The organism is Streptomyces sp. NPDC002206, assembly GCF_053593595.1.
The window spans coordinates 1-18,526 of the sequence record NZ_JBSFCW010000032.1 but is presented as its reverse complement, the minus strand read 5'-3'; the positions used below and the strand labels follow the sequence as shown (position 1 = coordinate 18,526).

At 68.4% G+C, this 18,526-nt stretch carries 11 protein-coding genes and 1 tRNA gene; 2 read left to right on the top strand and 10 right to left on the bottom strand.

Annotated features, from left to right (window positions below):
• Nucleotides 1–27: 27 nt before the first annotated feature.
• The gene (locus ACWCP8_RS33865) at nt 28–792 is read left to right on the top strand and encodes an SDR family NAD(P)-dependent oxidoreductase (protein ID WP_451120065.1); all 765 of its coding nucleotides are present in this window, start codon (nt 28–30) and stop codon (nt 790–792) included.
• On the opposite strand, the gene ACWCP8_RS33860 is transcribed toward ACWCP8_RS33865, so the two are convergent.
• The 9 genes from ACWCP8_RS33860 to ACWCP8_RS33820 all read right to left on the bottom strand — a co-directional run bounded on the left by ACWCP8_RS33860 (nt 740) and on the right by ACWCP8_RS33820 (nt 15,043).
• Nucleotides 740–1,093, bottom strand: a complete 354-nt coding sequence (locus ACWCP8_RS33860; protein ID WP_352267445.1) for a hypothetical protein — start codon at nt 1,091–1,093, stop codon at nt 740–742. The two genes, ACWCP8_RS33865 and ACWCP8_RS33860, sit on opposite strands and share 53 nt — an antisense overlap.
• 305 nt (nt 1,094–1,398) lie before the next feature.
• Nucleotides 1,399–1,782 carry a helix-turn-helix domain-containing protein gene (locus ACWCP8_RS33855; protein WP_030927058.1) on the bottom strand — a complete coding sequence of 128 codons (384 nt, stop codon included), beginning with the start codon at nt 1,780–1,782 and terminating at the stop codon, nt 1,399–1,401.
• Nucleotides 1,783–1,891: 109 nt separating this feature from the next.
• Entirely contained in the window at nt 1,892–2,401 is a 510-nt protein-coding gene (locus ACWCP8_RS33850; RefSeq protein ID WP_356665701.1) for a CinA family protein, read from the bottom strand.
• Complete coding sequence (gene pgsA / locus ACWCP8_RS33845; protein WP_352267443.1) at nt 2,398–3,117, bottom strand: CDP-diacylglycerol--glycerol-3-phosphate 3-phosphatidyltransferase; 720 nt, start codon at nt 3,115–3,117, stop codon at nt 2,398–2,400. Before pgsA ends, ACWCP8_RS33850 begins: the two co-directional genes overlap by 4 nt.
• Nucleotides 3,114–4,592 (bottom strand): 30S ribosomal protein S12 methylthiotransferase RimO, encoded by a 1,479-nt coding sequence (gene rimO / locus ACWCP8_RS33840; RefSeq protein ID WP_352267441.1) that lies wholly within the window; start codon nt 4,590–4,592, stop codon nt 3,114–3,116. Before rimO ends, pgsA begins: the two co-directional genes overlap by 4 nt.
• A gap of 121 nt (nt 4,593–4,713) precedes the next feature.
• Nucleotides 4,714–5,514, bottom strand: a complete 801-nt coding sequence (locus ACWCP8_RS33835) for a helix-turn-helix domain-containing protein (protein ID WP_352267440.1) — start codon at nt 5,512–5,514, stop codon at nt 4,714–4,716.
• Between the two features lie 219 nt (nt 5,515–5,733).
• On the bottom strand, nt 5,734–8,520 hold the full coding sequence (locus ACWCP8_RS33830; RefSeq protein WP_352267439.1) for a DNA translocase FtsK: 2,787 nt from the start codon (nt 8,518–8,520) through the stop codon (nt 5,734–5,736).
• Between the two features lie 168 nt (nt 8,521–8,688).
• Complete coding sequence (locus ACWCP8_RS33825; protein ID WP_352267438.1) at nt 8,689–9,366, bottom strand: response regulator; 678 nt, start codon at nt 9,364–9,366, stop codon at nt 8,689–8,691.
• A gap of 244 nt (nt 9,367–9,610) precedes the next feature.
• Nucleotides 9,611–15,043, bottom strand: coding sequence for a HAMP domain-containing protein (locus tag ACWCP8_RS33820; protein WP_451120060.1), 5,433 nt, complete (start codon nt 15,041–15,043; stop codon nt 9,611–9,613).
• Nucleotides 15,044–15,446: 403 nt separating this feature from the next.
• Here ACWCP8_RS33820 and ACWCP8_RS33815 point away from each other — a divergent pair, with 403 nt between their 5' ends.
• Nucleotides 15,447–18,074 (top strand): SpoIIE family protein phosphatase, encoded by a 2,628-nt coding sequence (locus ACWCP8_RS33815; RefSeq protein WP_451120058.1) that lies wholly within the window; start codon nt 15,447–15,449, stop codon nt 18,072–18,074.
• A 130-nt stretch (nt 18,075–18,204) separates the two neighbouring features.
• Here ACWCP8_RS33815 and ACWCP8_RS33810 read toward each other — a convergent pair.
• Nucleotides 18,205–18,277, bottom strand: a tRNA-Thr gene (locus ACWCP8_RS33810).
• Nucleotides 18,278–18,526: the final 249 nt, after the last annotated feature.

Here is an 18,526-nt window from a genome sequence, read left to right as displayed (position 1 = left end):
CGTCAGATACGGTCGTACGGTCCGGGCATGGCTCTCACCGCGTACGACCTCGCCGGCCGCTCCGCGTTCATCACCGGCGCAGCCGGCGGTATCGGCCGGGCGAGCGCCGTCCTGCTCGCGGAGGCGGGAGCAACCGTCCACTGCGCGGACCGCGACGGGACAGGCCTCCTGGAAACGCAGGAGATGATCACCGAAGCGGGTGGTGCAGCCCACACCCATCGACTCGATGTCACCGACCGCAGTCAGCTCCGGGACGCGGTGGCCGCAGCGGGCGGCATCGACATCCTGGCCGCCGTCGCCGGAATCATGCACACGAGCAGCGTCCTGGACACGGCGGACGAGGACCTCGACCGCGTCCTCGCCGTCAATTTCAAAGGTGTTCTGTACGCCTGCCAGGAGGTGGCCCGCAGCATGATCGCGCGCGGCGCACCCGGCTCACTGATCACCATGGCCTCGGGCGCGGTCGACGCCGCAAGCCCGGGCCTGCTCTGCTACAGCGCGGCCAAGGCGGCGGTCGTCCAACTGACCAAGACCCTGGCGGCCGAGCTCGGACCTCGTGCCATCCGCGTCAATGCCGTCGCGCCCGGCTGGATCCGTACCCCGATGACCGCCAAACACGACGCGGAATCGCAGCATCGGACAGAGACCGCGATGATCCGGATCTCTCCGCTCGGCCGGGTGGGTGAGGCGGAAGATGTCGCCCACACGGTCCTGCATCTGGCATCCGACGCGTCGGCCTTCATGACCGGCCAGATCCTCCGCCCGAACGGCGGCGTCGCCATGCCCTGGTAGTACGCCACGCCTCGGCAGTGAGCCGCGCCCCGGTCGCGCCCCACGCTCCGGCAGCGCGCCACGCCCTGCCGGCACGGCGCATCCCGACCTCGAACCACCCGGCCGTGTCACCGTCGACCCCGATCGTTCCGGTCGGCCTGGCGCTCGCGGCCACATGAACGGGCAGGAGGCTCAGCCCCCAACCGCCCGCTGCCACCGCTCCCTCGACCAGCCCTGCGCGTTCCGGCTCCAGCAGCAGCCGCAGCACAGCCCACCACCACACCCCGCCGAGAACGAGCGCGGGCACCCATCGCCGTACCATGGCTGCCTCCTCCGACCGAACCTAGTCGGGCCCGATCACCCGGCGGGAGAGCGCACCGGTGCAGTACCGGCGCGCACGGCGCGGACGAGCCTCCATTCGTAGGGCCTCATGACCTCATAGCCGTTGACGCATCACCCACGATGGCACATATGAGTTGAAACCGTTATTCGGGAAATTCAGCTGATATGCAGACTTCCCGAGCAACTCATCGCGCACATCCCCCGTCCGAGCCTCCGTAGACGCAGAAGCCCCGACCGACCCCAGAAGGGGCCGACCGGGGCTCCGGTGCACACCGGGTGCGCGGGTCAGGCGGCGACGACATCCACCGCTTCCGCGGGTGCCTTGATTGTCACCCGTCCCGTCGGCACACCTGCCACCGACGTCACGGAGACGGAATTGAGCATGGGGCGCACCGGTACAGGTACCGGATCGCCGGCTGCTGCCGACTCGGCCAGCTCAGCCAGCGACAGCTCATCGCTCACTTCACGCATGAGCTCGGACATCCGTACGTCAAGCGCGTCGCAAATGGCGGAGAGCAGCTCGGAGGATGCCTCCTTCTGCCCCCGCTCCACCTCGGAGAGATAGCCGAGCGAGACTCGGGCGGACGAGGAGACTTCGCGCAGAGTACGGCCTTGGCGCTGGCGCTGCCGACGCAGCACGTCACCAAGCAGGCGACGGAGCAGAATCATCGGTGGCTCCCTCCTCGGACCGCGTAGCCGCATCCTTCACGCCCCACCGTACCGCCTAGCGCTGCGGCCGTGCGGGGAGCGATGTCGTGTTCACTCAGGGCTGCAAACATCAATTCCCCCCGTTGTGTTCCGTATCCTGTGCGCTCGCATTCTCGCCGAGTTCGCCGGAGAGCAATTCGAGCACGCTCCGTACACTCTCTCTACGGATGTCCGCCCGGTCACCGTTCAACCGCAGCGCGGCCACTTTCTCCGCGCCGTCCGGCCCCACGACCGCTACGTAGACCGTTCCGACGGGTTTGCCGTCCTGTGGCTCGGGTCCCGCGACGCCGGTGGTCGACAAGCCCCAGTCTGCACCGAGAACGCGCCGCACACCTGTCGCCATCTGCCGCGCGACCTCGGGATCCACCGCTCCGTGCGCTGCCAGCAGGGCCCCGTCCACAGCCAACACGTCCCGCTTCAGGGGCGTGGCGTACGCCGTCACGGACCCACGGAAGGAGTGCGAAGCACCGGGTACGGAGGTGAGCTCCGCCGCGACCAGGCCGCCGGTCAGCGACTCGGCGACGGCGAGAGTCTCACCGCGTTCCACGAGCAGCTGCAGCACCCGGGCCGCGGAAGTCACCGCTCGGCCTCTGCGGAATCCGAAGCGCCGGCGGACGCGGATGCCCCGGAAGCCAGGTCGGCCGCAGCAGCCCGCTCAGCCGCCAGCCCCTTGCGCCGCAGCACAACCGCCTGACGCACATAGTCGAGCCCGGTGACGACCGTCAGCACGACGGCCACCGCCATCACCCAGAAGCGCAGCGTGGCAAGCGGGCCGGTCAGCGCCAGGACATACATCCCGACGGCCGTCCCCTGCGCCAGTGTCTTCATCTTCCCGCCGCGACTGGCCGGAATCACCGCATGCCGTATCACCCAGAACCGCATCAAGGTGATGCCGACCTCGCGGAAGAGGATCACGCCCGTGACCCACCACGGCAGATCGCCGAGGTACGACAGACAGATCAGCGCCGCACCCATGATCGCCTTGTCGGCGATCGGGTCGGCGATCTTCCCGAAGTCGGTGACCAGGTTGTACGTGCGCGCCAGGTGACCGTCGAAGAGGTCAGTGATCATGGCAATGGCGAACGCCGCCCAGGCGAACGAGCGCCAGGCCGGGTCGTAGCCGCCGTTGTGCAGCAGCAGCATGACGAAGCCGGGCACCAGCAGCAGCCGCACCATGGTCAGGATGTTGGCGATGTTCCACAGGCTGGCCTGGTTGACGGCCGCAGTGCCCAGCTTGCCGCCGCGGACCGGCTTCGTGCCGGATCCGCCTGCTGCGGATGCCGGGACTCCGGTCATCTGGCTGCCTCCGCAAGCTCGGAACACTCGGCCACCAGGTCCACTCCCTCGGTGCCCACCACCTTTGCCTCGACCATACGGCCCGGCACGAGGCCCTCGCGCCCGGTGAAGAGAACCTGGCCGTCCGTTTCGGGGGCCTGATGCGCCGCACGCCCCACCGCGCGCGGCTCGTCGTCCGTGGGGTCGACCGACTCGACCAGCACCTGGAGGGACTCTCCGAGCCGTTCCTCGGCGCGCTGGGACGTCAGCTCCTCGGCCAGCTGCGAGATGTGCGCGAGCCGCTCCGCGATGACGTCGGCGCCGAGCTTGTTCTCGTAGCCGACCGCCTCGGTGCCCTCCTCGTCGGAGTACCCGAAGACGCCGATGGCATCGAGGCGCGCACCTGTGAGGAAGCGTTCCAGCTCGGCGAGGTCGGCCTCGGTCTCCCCGGGGAAGCCCACGATGAAGTTCGACCGCGCACCGGCCTGTGGCGCCTTGCTGCGGATGGTCTCCAGGAGCTCCAGGAAGCGGTCGGTGTCCCCGAAGCGGCGCATCGCGCGCAGCACCCCGGGGGCGGAGTGCTGGAAGGAGAGATCAAAGTACGGGGCGACCTTCGGCGTCGACGTCAGTACGTCGATCAGACCGGGCCGCATCTCGGCGGGCTGCAGGTAGCTGACCCGGATCCGCTCGATCCCGTCGACGTCCGCGAGCTCCGGCAGCAGCGTCTCCAGCAGCCGGATGTCGCCGAGGTCCTTGCCGTACGAGGTGTTGTTCTCGGAGACCAGCATGACCTCCTTGACGCCCTGATCGGCCAGCCAGCGGGTCTCCTGCAGAACGTCCGAGGGGCGCCGCGAAATGAAGGAGCCGCGGAAGGACGGGATGGCGCAGAAGGAGCAGCGGCGGTCGCAGCCGGAGGCGAGCTTCACCGAGGCGACCGGGCTGGTGCCCAGCCGGCGGCGCAGCGGCGCGCGTGGCCCGGAGACCGGCGCAACCCCGTCCGGGAGGTCCGCAGGGGCCGGGACGGCTTCCTGCGCGTGCCCGGGCAGCGCGACCGCGGCGTCCTGCCGCTCGGCCGGGCTGATCGGCAGCAGCTTGCGCCGGTCACGCGGGGTGTGCGAGGCGTGGATGCCCCCGTTGAGGATGGTCTGGAGGCGGTCGGAGATGTCGGCGTAGTCGTCGAATCCGAGGACCCCGTCGGCTTCCGGCAGGGCTTCGGCAAGATCCTTGCCGTAGCGCTCGGCCATGCAGCCGACCGCGACCACGGCCTGGGTCCGGCCGTGGTCCTTCAGATCGTTGGCTTCGAGAAGAGCGTCGACGGAGTCCTTCTTGGCGGCCTCGACGAATCCGCAGGTGTTGACGACGGCGACATCCGCGTCGGAGGCATCCTCGACGAGCTCCCAGCCGTCCGCTGCCAAGCGGCCTGCGAGCTCCTCCGAGTCCACCTCGTTACGGGCGCAGCCAAGAGTGACAAGGGCGACGGTACGGCGTTCGGGCATGGGCTCAAGACTACTTTGTCCTGGCACTCACCCCGCCGAGCAGGGTTCCGCTGTTACAGGGAGTAACAATGACGCGAGCGCCCGGCAGGATTGCCGGGCGCTCGCGGTGTATACATTGCCGTCAGCCGACCTCGGGGTCGCCCTTCGTGTACGAGAGCCGCTCGACCTGGCCCGGCTGGAACTTGTCCTCGACCTTCTTGCCGTTGACGAAGAGCTCGATCGAACCGGCGTCACCGAGGACGAGGTCGATCCGCTCCTTGTCCTGGAAGGTCTTGGACTGGCCCTGCAGCAGCAGCCCGTCGAACAGCTGCCGCCCGTTGTGGTCCTTGGCAGAGATCCAGCTCTTGCCCTGAGTGGCGCTGAGCTTGACCGTGACCTTGTCCCGCGGGGCCGCGGCGATGGCGCTGTCGGACGGTACGGGCTTGGGGTCGGCGGTCTTGGTGGGCTTGGGTTTGGGGTTGGTTGTGTTGGGCGTCGAACCTTCCGCGACCTGCGTGGACGTGCCGCCGTCGTCACCACCCTTGAAGAAGGTGAAGCCGACGAAGCCGACCACGGCGACGATCGCCGCGACCATGGCCGCGGTCCAGTTGGGCCGACGGGGATCGGAACGGATCCGTTCGGCTTCGAACATCGGCGCCGCCGGCGTGGGCGCGGGACGACCGCCGTGCTCGGCGTCGTACTGCGAAACCAGCGGTTCCGGATCGATGGAGACGGCACGCGCCAAGGTGCGGATATGGCCGCGGGCGTACACGTCGCCGCCGCAGCGGGAGAAGTCGTCCTCCTCGATCGCGTGCACGATGGGGATGCGCACCCGGGTGGACGAGCTGACCTCTTCGACCGTGAGACCTGCGGCGATACGAGCCTGCTGAAGCACTCGACCGATCGAAGGCCGGTCGTCTTCGGGGGAGTTGCCGATGGACACGGGGGCGCCTTTCGAGCGTGAGCCACCTGCTGGGTGTTCAGTCTAGGGGGGGTACGAAAGGGTGAGGCAACCGGGAGCAAGGACTTTGTACGCCATCGGATTCGAACACCATCGGATGCGAACGCCGTCCCATTCGCCGGACGCCCTCTGGAAGAACATCCTGCTGTCCCTTCCCTCAACTTGACGTGCGACCCGGCGAAACGGTTGCCCATCAGACCCTTACGAAGCAGTTTCCCCGCGGATCTGTGCCAACACCTCGTCCAGTTCATCCGGCTTCACCATGACGTCGCGTGCCTTGGACCCCTCGCTCGGTCCGACGATGTTCCGCGACTCCATGAGGTCCATGAGCCGGCCGGCCTTGGCGAAGCCGACCCGCAGCTTGCGCTGGAGCATCGAGGTGGAGCCGAACTGGGTGGAGACGACCAGTTCGGCGGCCTGGCAGAGCAGATCCAGGTCGTCGCCGATGTCCTCGTCGATCTCCTTCCTCTTGGCGCCGCCGACCACCACGTCCTCGCGGAAGACGGGCGCCATCTGATCCTTGCAGTGTTGGACGATGGCCGCGACCTCGCCCTCCGTGACGAACGCGCCCTGCATGCGGGTGGGCTTGTTGGCCCCCATCGGCAGGAACAGTCCGTCCCCCTTGCCGATCAGCTTCTCGGCGCCGGGCTGGTCGAGGATGACACGGCTGTCGGCGAGCGAAGACGTCGCGAAGGCGAGCCGGGAGGGCACATTCGCCTTGATCAGACCGGTGACGACATCGACCGAGGGCCGCTGGGTGGCGAGCACGAGATGGATGCCTGCAGCGCGCGCCAGCTGGGTGATGCGGACGATGGAGTCCTCGACGTCGCGCGGAGCGACCATCATCAGGTCGGCCAGCTCGTCGACGATGACCAGCAGATACGGGTACGGGGAGAGCTCCCGCTCGCTGCCCTCCGGCAGCTTGACCTTGCCATTGCGCACGGCCTGGTTGAAGTCGTCGATGTGCCGGTATCCGAACGCGGCGAGGTCGTCGTACCGGAGATCCATCTCCCGTACGACCCACTGCAGTGCCTCGGCGGCGCGCTTCGGGTTGGTGATGATCGGCGTGATCAGGTGCGGGATGCCCTCGTACGCGGTCAGCTCGACGCGCTTGGGGTCGACCAGCACCATCCGTACGTCCTCCGGGGTCGCCCGCACCATGACCGAGGTGATCAGGCAGTTGATGCAGGACGACTTGCCGGAACCGGTCGCACCGGCCACCAGCACGTGCGGCATCTTCGCGAGGTTGGCCATCACGTAGCCGCCCTCGACGTCCTTGCCGAGCGCGACCAGCATCGGGTGGTCGTCCTCGGCCGCGTCCGCGAGCCGCAGCACATCGCCGAGGTTGACCATCTCGCGGTCGGTGTTGGGGATCTCGATGCCGACGGCGGACTTCCCCGGGATCGGGGAGATGATCCGGACGTCGGGGCTGGCGACGGCGTACGCGATGTTCTTGGCGAGCGCCGTGATCCGCTCGACCTTCACAGCCGGGCCGAGCTCCACCTCGTAGCGCGTCACCGTCGGTCCGCGGGTGAAGCCGGTGACCGCGGCATCGACCTTGAACTCGGTGAAGACGTTCGTCAGGGAGGCGACGATCGTGTCGTTGGCGGCGCTGCGGGTCTTGCCCGGACCGCCGCGTTCCAGCAGGTCGAGCGAGGGCAGCGCGTACGTGATGTCGCCGGAGAGCTGCAGCTGCTCGGCGCGGGCCGGGAGCGGCTGGGACTGCGAGCGGTCGGGAGCGGGCTTCGTCAGATCGGGTACGCCGTCGAAGAGCGCCGCACCCTTCTCCGACTTCCCCGCCCCCCGGTCCGGCTCCGCCTCCCGGGCGCCGGGCACCGGGGTGCCGGACCGCTCACGGTCCCGCTCGACGGTGACGCCCTGGGTGAGGTCGGCGACGATCGGCGAGGGCGGCATGCCGTTGAACACCGCCCCGTCGAGCGCCGCGGCCGCGGCCGCGGCGACGTCCACCGCGTCCATGGTGCGGTTCATCGCCGGCTGCACGAAGGGCCTGCGCGGCCTGCGGCGCTTGGAGAGCGCCTCGGCCTCCGCCTGCGCGGGGTCGTACTCCTCGGGCGCCTCGGAGCGGCGTGCGGAGGACCGTCGTGAGCGGGCGGGCAGCGCGTCGCGCCACTGCTCGTCGTACCGCTCGTCGTCGCTCTCGTCATCCGCCTCGGGGTCGTACTCCGGGTCGACGAGCCCCAGCTTGGAGCCGAGCAGTCGCAGCCGCTGGGGAATGGCGTTCACCGGGGTCGCGGTGACGACGAGCAGTCCGAAGACGGTGAGGAGCAGGAGCAGCGGTACGGCGAGGACCTCGCCCATGGTGTAGATCAACGGCTTGGAGGCGGCCCAGCCGATCAGGCCGCCCGCGTCCTGCATCGCCTCACTGCCGTCCCCGCGGCCCGGCGATCCGCACGCGATGTGCACCTGCCCGAGCACCCCGATGACCAGGGCGGAGAGTCCGATGACGATACGACCGTTGGCCTCGGGCTTCTCCGGGTAGAGGATCAGCCGCACGCCGATCGCGCCGAGCAGTATCGGGACGAGCAGATCGAGCCGGCCGAAGGCGCCGGTGACGAGCATCTCGACGAGGTCGCCGACGGGCCCCCGCAGATTCGACCAGGTGCCCGCGGCGACGACCAGCGCGAGGCCGAGCAGCAGAAGGGCGACGCCGTCCTTGCGGTGTGCGGGATCGAGTCCCTTGGCGCCGCGCCCTATGCCGCGGAGCATCGCGCCGACTGCATGGGCCGCACCGAGCCAGATGGCGCGCACCAGCCAGTACACACCCCCGGTGGGTGACGGTGCGGGTCTGGGCGCAGCCGCCTTCTTGGCCGACGCCTTCTTGGCCGGTGCCTTCTTCGCGGGCGCCGTCTTCTTCGCGGCGGCCTTCTTCGCGGGCGCGGCTTTCTTCGCCGGACCCGCGGTACGGCCGGGACGCTTCGCGGTGCCCGCCGTGCCCTGGGAACCCTTGCCGGACGTACGTGAGGCCATGGTGCCGAGGTTACCGGTGTCGGCGGCCGTGAACACGTGTGCCTCTGGGTTCACCCGACCGTGTCGCGGTGCAGAGGCCGGAAACTGACGCGCCCTCATCGTGGACGGACCGTCAGCGTCCCGACCTCGAACGCGGCTTGCGGGCCGGGGAGTTCCGCGGAGGACGCGTTACGAAGGAAGCGCGGCCGTGCCGCTCCCGGTGCCCGGCTCCAGCGCGTCGAGCGCACGCCGCAGTCCGGTCAGCTTCCGTTCGAGATGGGCGGCCGTGGCCACCGCCGCGGCGTCCGCCGACTCGTCGTCGAGCTGCTTGGAGAGGGCCTCCGCCTGTTCCTCGACGGCCGCGAGGCGCGCCGAGAGTTCGGCCAGCAGTCCGGCGGGCTCCTTTTCCTGGTCCGCGCTCGGCCGGCCGCCGCCCTCGAGCTGGAGCCTGAGCAGTGCGGCCTGCTCGCGCAGTTGGCAGTTCTTCGTGTAGAGCTCGACGAAGACCGAGACCTTGGCGCGCAGCACCCAGGGATCGAACGGCTTCGAGATGTAGTCCACCGCGCCCGCCGCGTACCCCCGGAAGGTGTGATGCGGACCGTGATTGATCGCGGTGAGGAAGATGATCGGGATGTCCCGGGTCCGCTCCCGCCGCTTGATATGCGCGGCGGTTTCGAAACCGTCCATGCCCGGCATCTGGACGTCCAGCAGAATGACCGCAAAGTCGTCCGTCAGCAGCGCTTTGAGCGCTTCCTCCCCTGACGATGCCCGCACCAGCGTCTGATCGAGCGCAGAGAGGATGGCCTCCAGCGCCAGCAGATTCTCCGGCCGGTCATCGACCAGGAGGATCTTGGCCTTCTGCACCATGGCCCGTCCTCCTCGCCCCGGAATTGCACCGGGCGCCGCCCCAGGGGACGACTCCCTTGCGCCGTCCGTCCTTGTGCCGGTCATGGTAGCCGCACCCCGCCCGTCACCACACCCTGTCACCGCGATGTCACTGTGCACATACCAGAAACGCGGTGGGAGACCAGAAGGTTCCCCGTCCACGGCATCCTCACACCCCTACGAGCACAGTCGATCAGCAACTTATCGCGATCCGCTCAAACGACGATCACTCTCCGCGCATCCACTGCTCCATGACCGAGAGCAGATGGTCAGGATCAACAGGCTTGGTGACATAATCGGAAGCACCGGAATCGATCGCCTTCTCCCTGTCGCCCTTCATCGCCTTCGCGGTCAGCGCGATGATGGGCAGCCCGGCGAACTGCGGCATCCGGCGGATCGCCGTCGTTGTCGCATAGCCGTCCATCTCCGGCATCATGATGTCCATCAGCACGACCGTCACATCGTCGTGTTGCTCCAGGACTTCGATACCCTCGCGCCCGTTCTCCGCGTACAGCACCGAGAGACCGTGCTGCTCCAGCACGCTGGTCAGCGCGAAGACGTTACGGATGTCGTCGTCGACGATCAGCACCTTCTCGCCGTCGAACCGGAACACCTTGCGGGCCTCGGACTCCTCCTGACCGGCCGCCGCCCACGACTCCTGGGGCGGCGCGGTCGGCGCGGTGCTCCTCGGCGACAGCGCGGGCCTCTGCTCCCGTCCGCCGAGCGCCTTGCGGCGATGCCGGAACAGCCCTGCGGAACCGATCCGATCGCGCAGCGGCGCCGACAGACCGGTGCCCGCCCCCGCCTCCGGAATCAGCCCTTCCTCGACCGCCTGGCCATGCGTCTCGATGGGACCGGGACCGATCTGCGGGTAGCCCTGCGGCGGCAGCTCACTGGGGTGCAGCGGCAGATACAGCGTGAAGGTCGAGCCACGACCCGGCTCGCTCGCCGCATGGATCTCGCCGCCCAGCAGCCGGGCGATCTCCCGGCTGATCGACAGCCCGAGCCCCGTACCGCCGTACTTGCGGCTCGTCGTACCGTCCGCCTGCTTGAACGCCTCGAAGATCACCAGCATCTTGCTGGACGCGATCCCGATACCGGTGTCGGTGACCGAGAACGCGATCAGATCTGCGTCGGCGTCGCGCAGCGAACCGGCTTCGAGGAGCTGCTCACGGATGGCATTCGGCACATCGGCGCCGGCAGGCCGGATCACCAGCTCGACGGCGCCGCTGTCGGTGAACTTCACCGCGTTGGACAGCAGGTTGCGCAGCACCTGCAGCAGCCGCTGTTCGTCCGTGTGCAGCGTCGCAGGCAGCTCCGGCGACACCCGTACGGAGAAGTCGAGCCCCTTCTCCGCGGTGAGCGGCCGGAACGTCGCCTCCACATAGTCGACCAGCTGGACCAGCGCGATCCGGGTCGGGCTGACGTCCATCTTGCCCGCCTCGACCTTCGACAGATCGAGAATGTCGTTGATCAGCTGGAGCAGATCGGAACCGGCCCCGTGGATCGTCTCGGCGAACTCCACCTGCTTCGGCGAGAGATTGCCCTCGGCGTTGTCCGCGAGCAACTTGGCCAGGATGAGCAGCGAGTTGAGCGGCGTACGCAGCTCGTGCGACATGTTCGCCAGGAATTCGGACTTGTAGCGCATCGAGACCGCGAGCTGCTCGGCGCGCTCCTCCAGAACCTGCCGGGCCTCCTCGATCTCGGTGTTCTTCACCTCGATGTCACGGTTCTGCTGGGCCAGCAGCTCGGCCTTCTCCTCCAGTTCGGCGTTGGAGGCCTGCAGCGCCTTCTGCCGGTTCTCCAACTCCTCCGAGCGGTCCCGCAGTTGCTCGGTCAGCTCCTGCGACTGCTCCAGGAGCTTCTCCGTCTTGGTGTTGACACTGATCGTGTTGACGCTCGTCGCGATCATCTCGGCGAGCTGATTGAGGAAGTCCCGCTGAATGTGGGTGAACGGCTGGAACGAGGCCAGCTCGATCACACCGAGGACCTGCCCCTCGAAGAGCACCGGCAGCACGATCACATGCGCGGGCGGTGCCTCGCCGAGCCCCGAGGAGATCCTCAGATAACCCGGCGGCACGTTGTCCACCTGGATCGTCCGCTTCTCCTCCGCCGCCGTGCCGATGAGCGTCTCGCCCGGCCGGAACGACGTCGGCATCGATCCCGCGGAGTAGCCGTAGCTGCCCCGCATCCGGAGCACATAGGCGCCTTCCTTGTCGGCGTCCGCCCCCACCGCCTCGATGTCGCCGGTCGGCACGGCCAGGAAGAACGCCCCGTGCTGCGCCGAGACGACCGGGGTCAGCTCGCTCATGATCAGCGAAGCGACGTCGTCGAGATCGCGACGCCCCTGCATCAGACCGGAGATCCGGGCAAGGTTGCCCTTGAGCCAGTCCTGCTCCTTGTTGGTGGCCGTGGTGTCGCGCAGGTTGGCGATCATCGTGTTGATGTTGTCCTGCAGGGCCTGGATCTCGCCGGCCGCGTCCACGTCGATCTTGAGGTTGAGATCGCCGCGGGTCACCGCGGTGGCGACGGCCGCGATGGCTCGCACCTGACGGGTCAGGTTCCCGGCCATCTCGTTCACGGACTCGGTGAGGTCGCGCCAGGTGCCGTCCACGTCCCGGACCCGGGCCTGACCGCCCAGCTGCCCCTCGGTGCCCACCTCACGGGCCACCCGGGTCACCTGCTCGGCGAAGGACGACAGCTGGTCGACCATCGTGTTGATGGTGTTCTTCAGCTCCAGGATCTCGCCGCGGGCATCGATGTCGATCTTCTTGGTGAGATCGCCCTTGGCGATGGCTGTGGTGACCGTGGCGATCTGGCGCACCTGACCGGTGAGGTTGGACGCCATCGAGTTCACCGACTCGGTCAGGTCCTTCCACGTACCGGAGACGCCCGGGACCCGCGCCTGACCGCCCAGCTCACCCTCCGTGCCCACCTCACGGGCGACTCGCGTCACCTCGTCGGCGAACGACGACAGCGTCGTCACCATCGTGTTGACGGTGTCGGCGAGCTCGGCGACCTCGCCGCGGGCCTCGACGGTGACCTTCTTGGTGAGGTCGCCGTTGGCAACCGCGGACGAGACCCGGGAGATGTTCCGCACCTGGCTGGTCAGGTTGTTGGCCATCAGGTTGACGTTGTCGCTGAGGTCCTTCCAGATTCCCGTCGCACCTCGCACCCGGGCCTGGCCGCCCAGGATGCCCTCGGTGCCCACCTCGCGCGCGACTCGCGTCACCTCGTCGGCGAAGTTGAGGAGCTGGTCGACCATCGTGTTGACGGTCGTCACCAGTTCGAGGATCTCGCCCTTGGCGTCGACGGTGATCTTCTTTGAGAGATCGCCCTTGGCGACCGCGGTGGTGACCTCGGCGATATTGCGGACCTGCAGGGTCAGGTTGTTCGCCATGCCGTTGACGGACTGGGTGAGGTCCTTCCAGGTACCGGACACGCCCTGCACCTCGGCCTGACCACCCAGAATGCCTGCCGTGCCCACCTCACGGGCGACCCGCGTGACCTGCTCCGCAAAGTTCGACAGCTGGTCCACCATCGTGTTGAGGGTGTTCTTCAGCTCCAGGATCTCGCCGCGGGCGTCCACATCGATCTTCTGCGACAGGTCACCGCGCGCCACCGCGGTCGCGACCTGCGCGATGTTACGCACCTGAGCGGTGAGGTTCCCCGCCATGCCGTTCACCGAATCGGTCAGATCGCGCCACACACCGGCCACGCCGGGCACCTGCGCCTGGCCGCCGAGCCGCCCGTCCGTGCCCACCTCACGGGCCACCCGGGTCACCTGCTCGGCGAAGGCGGAGAGCTGGTCGACCATCGTGTTGATGGTGTTCTTCAGCTCGAGGATCTCGCCGCGGGCGTCCACGTCGATCTTCTGCGAGAGATCGCCCCGCGCGACCGCAGTCGTCACCTGGGCGATCTGACGCACCTGCGAGGTCAGGTTCCCCGCCATGAAGTTGACGGAGTCGGTGAGTTCCTTCCACGTACCGGAGACACCGTCGACCCGCGCCTGGCCGCCGAGCCGGCCCTCCGTGCCCACGTCCCGCGCCATCCGTGTCACCTGGTCGGCGAAGGACGACAGCTGCGCCACCATCGTGTTGACGGTGTTCTTCAGCTCCAGCATCTCGCCGGCCACATCCACGGTGACCTTCTGCGACAGATCGCCGTTCGCCACCGCCGTCGTCACCTGCGCGATGTCCCGCACCTGACCCGTCAGGTTCCGGAACGCCGTGTTCACCGAATCGGTGAGGTCCTTCCACGTACCCGCCGCACCCGGCACCTCGGCCTGTCCGCCCAGCCGGCCCTCGACACCGACCTCCCGGGCGACCCGGGTCACCTCGGAACCGAAGGACTGCAGCTGGTCCACCATCGTGTTGACGGTGTTCTTCAGCTCCAGCATCTCGCCGGCCACATCGACCGTGACCTTCTGCGTCATGTCGCCGCTGGCCACCGCGGTGGTCACCTGCGCGATGTCCCGCACCTGCGTCGTCAGGTTCCGGAAGACCGTGTTCACCGAATCGGTGAGGTCCTTCCACGTACCCGCCGCACCCGGCACCTGCGCCTGACCGCCGAGCAGACCCTCGCCCCCGACCTCGCTCGCCACCCGCGTCACTTCGTCCGCGAAGGTCCGCAGCGTCTCAGTCATCTGGTTGATCGTCTCGGCGAGCTGCGCCACCTCGCCGCGGGCACTGACCGTGACCTTCTGCGACAGGTCACCATTGGCGACCGCCGTCGTCACCTCGGCGATTCCGCGCACCTGCGAGGTGAGGTTTCCGGCCATCGTGTTGACGGAGTCGGTGAGGTCCTTCCACACCCCGGCCACACCGGGCACCGTCGCCTGACCGCCCAGCTCGCCCTCCGTGCCCACCTCACGGGCGACCCGGGTCACCTCGGAGGAGAACGACGACAGCTGGTCGACCATCGTGTTGACGGTGTTCTTCAACTGGAGCATCTCGCCGGCCACATGGACGGTGACCTTCCGCGACAGATCACCCTTGGCGACCGCCGTCGTCACCAACGCGATGTCCCGCACCTGCGCGGTGAGCCGGTACGCCATGGTGTTGACGGAGTCCGTGAGGTCCTTCCAGGAACCGGACATTCCGCGCACCTGGGCCTGCCCGCCCAGCTTGCCCTCGGTACCCACCTCGACCGCCACCCGCGTCACCTGCTCGGTGAACGCCGACAGCTGGTCGACCAGGTTGTTGACCGTACGGGCCACCTTGAGGAACTCGCCACGCAGCGGTCGCACGGTCTCGTCGGCCGTGTGCGACCGGAGCTCCATCCGCTGTTCGAGATCACCGTCGGCAACCGCCGAGAGCACCCGCCCGACCTCCGACACCGGCCGCGCCAGGTCGTCGACCAGCTCGTTCGAGGCATCGATGGCGGCGGCCCAGGAGCCCTCGCAGGCCCCCGTCTCCAGCCGCTCGGTCAGCTTCCCCTCGCGCCCGACCACGCGACGTACACGTGCCAGTTCGCCGGTGAGGTGAAGATTACGGTCGGCGACCTCGTTGAAGACCGCCGCGAGCTCCGTCATCACGCCGTCGCCCGAGACGGTCAGCCGCCGGCGGAAGTTCCCGTCGCGCATCGCCACCAGGCCCGCGAGCAGTCTGTTGAGCGCCGCAGCATCGACGTCGATCGTTCCATTGCGCTGTTTCTTCACGGACTGTCCGCCTTTTGTGCGCGTGCTTGATCCCCGCGCCGCCACGCCAGACTCCACCGTGTCCCTCCCGCAGGGGTTGACCGTATCGCTCGGGCCTTTGCCTGGGAGCTTGCCCAGTTCCACATCGGCTCACCGCCACTGCCCACCGTTGACGGGTGACCATGCGGACGTCAAATCGTTGAAACGTACCAGGCCGAAACATATCGAGGTGGAACCTCCAACGGTTGTCCCTCATCCCTCCGTTGGGAAGCCCACACTTGTCCACTCATCGACCACATCCTGGTCGCCCTTGTCCGAACTCGGCCCTCGTGTACCCGGAACCGAGACCGAGCGTCTAGCCTGGCTAAGCGAATCGAAGCGGCGAGAAACGGGCACAGGACTCGGGGAAGCGACGAGACACCATATGGGGAGTGCTGTGATCACCGCGCGCGCGGCTGCCACCTTCGACCCGGTCGGGCGCTCCGTCGCGACCGCCCGCGCCTTCGTGCGTGACACCCTTCAGGGCTGGGGGTACACCGACATCGTGGACGACGCGGTCGTCCTCACCAGCGAGCTCGTGACCAACGCGGTGGTGCACGCAGGCACCGCCGCCGATGTGCTGTGTCTGCGCACCGAGGACGGCGTCCGGGTCGAGGTCTCCGACCACTATCCGGAACGGGAGATCCCGCTCCAGAGCACCGGCCTGGACTTCGGCAGCCCGGACCGGGAGAGCGGCCGCGGTCTGCTGCTCTGCGCGGCGCTCGCTTCCCGGTGGGGCGTCGAGTACACCCCGACGCACAAACACGTCTGGTTCCAGCTCGATCTCCCCGAACGCCCGGTAGGCATCCGCTCCGCCGGCCCCCTGCTCCCCATCGATCTCCTCCCGGTGGCCGACGAGCGCATCCGGGTCGCCGTCGTCCAGATCGACAGCTCCGGTTCCATCGCCGCCTGGAACGACGACTGCGCGTTCCTCTTCGGCTACAGCGCGGATCAGGTCACCGGTAAGCAACTCACCGACTTCATGGCGTGGCCGCACACCCCCGGCACCAACACGGGCATCGCCGACGCTCTCCAGCTCTCCCGCTGGGAGGGCAGTTACGGGATCCGGGGCGCCGACGGCCGCACCATCCCGGTCTATGCCTCACACCTCAGAGTCCGCGACACCCACGGCGAACCGTCGACAGTCTGTCTGCTCGTCCGCGACTACGAGCGCGCCGTGCTGCAGTCCCCGGTCCGCACCCCCGTCTCCGACCTCGGCGCCGAGAGCCGCGCCACGGACCCGTTCGAGGTCTTCATCGGCTCCCCCGCCCCCGACGACCTCGACGGACTGCTCCAGCGCACCGTCGAGCGGGCCCGCGACATGCTCGACGCGGATTCGGCATTCCTGCTGCTGGCCACGGACGACGAGACGGAGCTGGAGGTACGGGCCACGACCGGCCTCCCGTCCGCCCGTCAGCGCTTCGCCCGAGTCCCCGTCGAAGCCGGCACCGGACGGTACGGCTCCGCCCGGATGCCCGCCGTCCACGAGGACCTCACCGCCGTACCCGGGGCCGTACCCCTGCTCGGCGACACCGGCATGCGCTCCGTCGTCACCGTCCCGCTCAAGGTCGAAGGCCGACTCACCGGCTCACTCGGTGTCGCCGCCGAAGCACCGGGCCGGTACACCAACGAGGAAGCCCTGCGCCTCCAGTTCGCCGCGGACCGCATCGCACTTGCCGTCGAATCGGCCCGCCTCGGCGAACTCGAACGGCTCCGCCGCGGTTCGCTGTCCTTCCTCGTCGAGGCCTCCGACCTCCTGGCCGGCACACTCGACCGGGACCAGACACTGGCGCTGATGGCCCAGATGACGGTCCCCACCCTGGCCACCTGGTGCGCCGTCTACACGATCGCCGACCAGTCCTCGGAGCCGTACCTCTCCTATGTGCTGCACGAGGACGAGGAGCTCATCGACGGCCTCAAGGCGCTGCTCTCCAAGATCTCACCGCCGGACCCCGTGCCGACACCTGGCGCCCGGGTCTGGGCCGCACCCTCCGAGGCCGCCCACGAGGCGGCCCTGCGCACCTCCATGCGCAGCCTCAGCCTCAGCGAGTCCACCGCTCTCGGCGCCGGCATCCGCTCGACGCTGGCCACCGCAGCCGCGGTGGGCGGCGAGACGGTGGTCCTGCCGCTCGTCGCCCGGAACCGCGTCATCGGCATGCTCACGCTCGGCAAACCGTCCGACGACCACTTCCGCCAGGAGATCCTCGAACTGGCCGAGGACCTGTCCCGCCGTGCCGCCCTCGCCCTCGACAACGCCCGTCTCTACTCGGAGCGCATGGCGATCAGTCAGTCCCTGCAGCGCAGCCTGCTTCCGCCGGGCCTCCCCGATGTCCCCAATGTCGAGATCGAGGTCATCTACCGAGCGGCCGGCGAGGGCAACGAGGTCGGCGGCGACTTCTACGACGTCTTCCCGATCCGCGACGGCGCATACGGCTTCGCCATCGGTGACGTCTGCGGTACGGGCCCGGAGGCCGCGGCCGTCACGGGCCTCGCCCGCCACGCCCTGCGCCTGCTCGCCCGAGAGGGCTTCGGCGGCCCGGCCGTCCTCGAACGTCTCAACGCCGCAATCCTCGACGAGGGCTCCCGCAGCCGCTTCCTCACCCTCCTCTACGGAGAGCTGTGGCCCCAGAAGGACGGCAGCGCCCTCCTCAAGGTGGTGTGCGCCGGGCATCCCCTGCCACTGCGCCTGCGCCAGGACGGCACGGTCGAGGCAGCAGCCGAACCACAGCCGCTGCTGGGCGTCATCGAGGACCTCGAACTGTACGAGCAGACGGTCACCCTCAGCCCCGGCGATGTGCTGCTCTGCGTGACCGACGGCGTGACAGAACGCCGTGAAGGTACCCGCATGCTGGGGGACGACGGCCTGGCCGACGTCCTCACCACGTGTACGGGCCTCACGGCCGGAGCGGTGGCGTCCCGTGTCCTGCGGGCCGTCGAACGCTTCGCCGCCGAACCGGCCTCCGACGACATGGCCATCCTGGCGATGCGAGTGCCGGAACCGCCCACGGCCTGACGGCGACTCATCGATGAGCTGGTCGCCGCCCCCGGCACCGGCAATCCGGACCACCTCCAGGAGAGTGAACCTGAAGGCTCAGATAATGCGAAAGGCCCCCGCCTATGGCGGGGGCCTTTCGCATTATCTGAGCCCCAATACGGAATCGAACCGTAGACCTTCTCCTTACCATGGAGACGCTCTACCGACTGAGCTATTGGGGCCTGCTGCGCGGTGACAACGAGGTAGAGCATACCCCGAACTCGGGGATATTCATAACCACGCGCAGCCTAAGTCCAAACCTTCTCACCGGCACCTGGCTTCGCCTGCCCCGCGGTCCGATACAGCGATCGTGCGCCCCGGTGAGCCGGCATCCGATAAACGCAGAAAAGCCCCGCACCAGAGGTGCGGGGCTTTCCCGGAATAATTGTTCGGCGGCGTCCTACTCTCCCACAGGGTCCCCCCTGCAGTAC